The sequence below is a fragment of the Phyllobacterium sp. P5_D12 genome (assembly GCF_054049495.1).
Window position 1 is genome coordinate 1 of record NZ_JBFUMG010000473.1, and the last position, 3485, is coordinate 3485.

The window sequence follows — 3485 nt, forward strand, 5'->3', positions numbered from 1 at the left end:
CCGATTGGCCGACAGCCGCTTGTGCGCCTTTTCTCCACGGTCCTGCGCAAGGACGCCGACGGACGGACCTATCTCGTGACGCCGGTTGAAAAGGTGGGAATCCGTGTCGAGGATGCACCTTTTCTGGCGGTTGAACTTGATGTCGCAGGCGAAGGGGATGCGCGGGTCATGACGCTACGCACAAATGTTGGTGATATCGTCGAGGCAAGCGCCGGCAATCCGTTGCGGTTTGTCATCGATAAAATCAACGGTGGACTAAAGCCTTACCTCTTGGTGCGAGGCCGTCTTGAGGCGCTTCTGGCGCGGCCGGTGATGTATGAGCTGGTCAGCCATGGGGAGGAAATCATCATCGACGGAAAGCCGATGTTCGCGGTACGATCAAAGGGAAGTGTGTTCCCAATCATGCCGTCAGGTGAACTGGAAAAGCTGAGCCAATGAGTCTGACCAAATCGCTGCATGAGGGTTTTTCCGCCCGTGCATTCTCACAACGTGTGGCGCTCAAGGGCAGTGAACCCTTGGACCGGGATCATGGCGATCATTTGCTCAATCCTGAACTCGATGCGTTGATCGCAGCAAATCCCCTGCGCGACGCTGCTGTCCTTGTGCCAATTGTGGATCGCGGCGATGAGGCAAGCGTGCTCCTCACCCTGCGCAATGCCAATATGCGCAAGCATTCGGGGCAGGTCGCTTTTCCAGGTGGGGCGATTGACCCGGAAGACGATTACGAGCCGGAGAAAGCGGCGCTACGCGAGGCGCATGAGGAAATCGGGCTTGAGGGTCGCCATGTGGAGGTCATCGGGCGGCTGCCTCGCTACTTGACCACGACCGGCTATTCGATCACTCCGGTGCTAGGGCTGGTGCATCCGCCATTTGAACTCACCCCGAACCCCGCTGAAGTCGCCGACGTGTTCGAGGTGCCTTTGTCTTTCCTGATGGATCCCGGCAACCATCGTCGCGAAAGCCGAATATGGCAGGAAAAGGAACGGTTCTACTACACGATGCCGTTTGGTGACCGCTTCATCTGGGGCGTAACTGCAGGCATCATCCGCACACTTTATGAAAGGCTCTATTCTTGAGCGAGGCTGTTTCCATTGCCGACAATGCTTCGTGGCTCAAAGACGAGGCCTTGCAAAAGCTGCTCGCCGTACTTGCCGCTGATGGCGAGGCTGCGCGCGTTGTCGGCGGTGCGGTAAGAAATACGCTTTTGGGTGAAAAGGTTAGCGATATTGATATCGCAACGACCTGCTTGCCGGAGGAGACTATGCAGCGCGCAATGAATGCCGGACTGAAGGCTGTTCCGACCGGCATAGACCATGGCACGATCACGGTTATTGCGCATGGGAGACCGTTCGAAGTGACGACTTTGCGCGCTGACATCGAGACAGATGGACGGCATGCTGAAGTTGCCTATGGTCGCGATTGGCAGGTGGACGCAAGCCGGCGCGACTTCACCATGAATGCATTATATGTCGAGGCGGATGGTACCGTTGTCGATCTTGTTGGTGGTCTTGCGGATGTTGAAAGCCGCACGCTGCGCTTCATTGGCAATCCGGAGCAGCGTATCCGCGAGGACTATCTGCGTATATTACGGTTTTTCAGATTTTTCGCCTGGTACGGCAAAGGCAGACCTGAAAGCGACGGGCTGAAGGCTTGCGCGCGTCTGAAAGATGGACTGACACGGCTCTCGGCTGAGCGCATCTGGTCGGAGCTCAAGAGATTGCTGAGTGCGCCCGATCCCTCGCGTGCATTGTTATGGATGCGGCAGGCGGGCGTCCTAACGGCAGTTTTGCCTGAAAGTGAAAAATGGGGCATCGACACGATCCACTCTTTGGTAAAGACCGAGCAGGATCTCCATTGGGAGGTCGATCCGCTTTTGCGCCTGGCAAGCATGATACCCCCGCAAATCGGCCGCATCGCCGAAATGGCGTCGCGGCTGAAACTTTCCAACAGTGAGCGAGTACGGCTGGAGGCTTGGGCTGAAACCGCGATGCCGCAACAGGAGATTTCCGAGAGCGGATTTGCGAAACAACTTTACCGCAGTGACCAGCAAGGCATGCGTGATCGGCTCAGTCTGGCCCTGGTTTCAGCGCGCGCGGAGGCGATCAACGATAACGCGGCGATGATGAGGGCCGGACATCTATCCAAATTGCTCGAATATCTCGATAGCTACGAGCGGCCGAAGTTTCCTGTATCCGGCAGCGATCTACTCGCTGCCGGTCTACAAAAAGGACCGGAGATCGGCAAGGTCCAGCGCGCTCTAGAGGACGACTGGATTAGATCGGGCTTTACCCTCGAGCGCGATACATTGCTTGCCAAAATTCCTGAATATTCCGGAAAAGCCTGATCAGGCTGCTTGGCCTTTCGACGGCTGGATATTCGCCTTGATAGTTTCGAGCATTGATTCGCGGATAACCGTTTCACCGTGGGTTTCACGCAGATGCTCAGTAGCGCGGCGAATGATCTCAGCTTCGGTGTCGTGACGTGTATGCCACTGGCAACCGGGAACAATGCAATGAAGTTCTTTCATGCCTTCTCTCCCTGTTGTAGGACGCAGAAATACGTGCTCAGTCCACAAAAGCGCGGCCCCTTTGCCGCACCAGCGGTTAGCATAACGCATGAAGCGGCGGATTGATCCCTTAAATATCTATGTCACGGCCATTTGACCGTAGGTGGCATCGAAGAGAGAATTGAATCGACATTCCCGCCGGTCTTCAAGCCGAAGATCGTGCCTCGATCATAGAGCAGATTGAATTCGACATAGCGGCCACGGCGGACAAGTTGTTCCTGACGATCGGCATCCGTCCAGTCATGATTGAAATTCTGCCGCACGAGATAGGGGTAAACTACGGAAAAGGCGCGGCCTACGTCGCGCGTGAAATTGAAATCGGCCGCATAACCACCATTTTCTTCGGAGGAGTGTAGCCAGTCATAGAAAATACCACCGGTTCCGCGCGGCTCCTTGCGGTGAGGAAGATAAAAATACTCGTCGCACCATGTCTTGAATTTCTCATGATCGGCGACGGCTGAATGCTTGTCACAAACAAATTTCATCGCTTTGTGGAACGCCAGCGTATCCGGATCGTCCTGTGTTCGCTTGCGATCAAGAACCGGCGTGAGATCGGCACCACCGCCGAACCATTGCCGCGTCGTTACAACCATGCGTGTGTTCATATGTACAGCAGGAACAAACGGACTTTGAGGATKTGCAATCAATGAGATTCCCGATGCCCAAAAACGGGGATCTTCATCAGCTCCGGGTATCTGCTTGCGAAATTCCTGCGAAAACTCGCCATGAACCGTTGATGTGTGGACGCCGACTTTTTCGAAGACGCGGCCGTGCATGACCGACATGACGCCACCGCCGCCCTTGCCATCATCGCGTTGCCATGGGGTCTGCTTGAAGCGACCCGGCGTGCGGTCCGAGAGCGGTCCGTCCAGCTCGTCCTCCAACTGCTCGAAACTCGCGCAAATCTTGTCGCGCAATT

At 55.7% G+C, this 3485-nt stretch carries 5 protein-coding genes; 3 read left to right on the top strand and 2 right to left on the bottom strand.

What is annotated here, in order from left to right; translation table 11 throughout:
- From ACXJ5O_RS22000 to ACXJ5O_RS22010, 3 genes are all read left to right on the top strand, one after another.
- On the top strand, window positions 1–438 hold a 438-nt coding region (locus ACXJ5O_RS22000), incomplete at its 5' end, for a DUF1285 domain-containing protein (RefSeq protein WP_457301751.1).
- A complete protein-coding gene (locus ACXJ5O_RS22005) occupies window positions 435–1076 on the top strand; it encodes a CoA pyrophosphatase (RefSeq protein ID WP_114430371.1) in 642 nt (213 codons plus the stop codon). The genes ACXJ5O_RS22000 and ACXJ5O_RS22005, both read left to right, overlap by 4 nt.
- Window positions 1073–2344: a CCA tRNA nucleotidyltransferase gene (locus ACXJ5O_RS22010; protein ID WP_457301752.1), complete on the top strand. Its 1272-nt coding sequence runs from the start codon at window positions 1073–1075 to the stop codon at window positions 2342–2344. The genes ACXJ5O_RS22005 and ACXJ5O_RS22010 overlap by 4 nt, the downstream gene beginning before the upstream one ends.
- On the opposite strand, the gene ACXJ5O_RS22015 is transcribed toward ACXJ5O_RS22010, so the two are convergent.
- Both ACXJ5O_RS22015 and hemF read right to left on the bottom strand, forming a co-directional pair.
- Complete coding sequence (locus tag ACXJ5O_RS22015; RefSeq protein WP_457301753.1) at window positions 2345–2527, bottom strand: DUF1059 domain-containing protein; 183 nt, start codon at window positions 2525–2527, stop codon at window positions 2345–2347.
- A gap of 122 nt (window positions 2528–2649) precedes the next feature.
- Complete coding sequence (hemF, locus tag ACXJ5O_RS22020; protein ID WP_457301754.1) at window positions 2650–3483, bottom strand: oxygen-dependent coproporphyrinogen oxidase; 834 nt, start codon at window positions 3481–3483, stop codon at window positions 2650–2652.
- Between the last annotated feature and the right edge of the window lie 2 nt (window positions 3484–3485).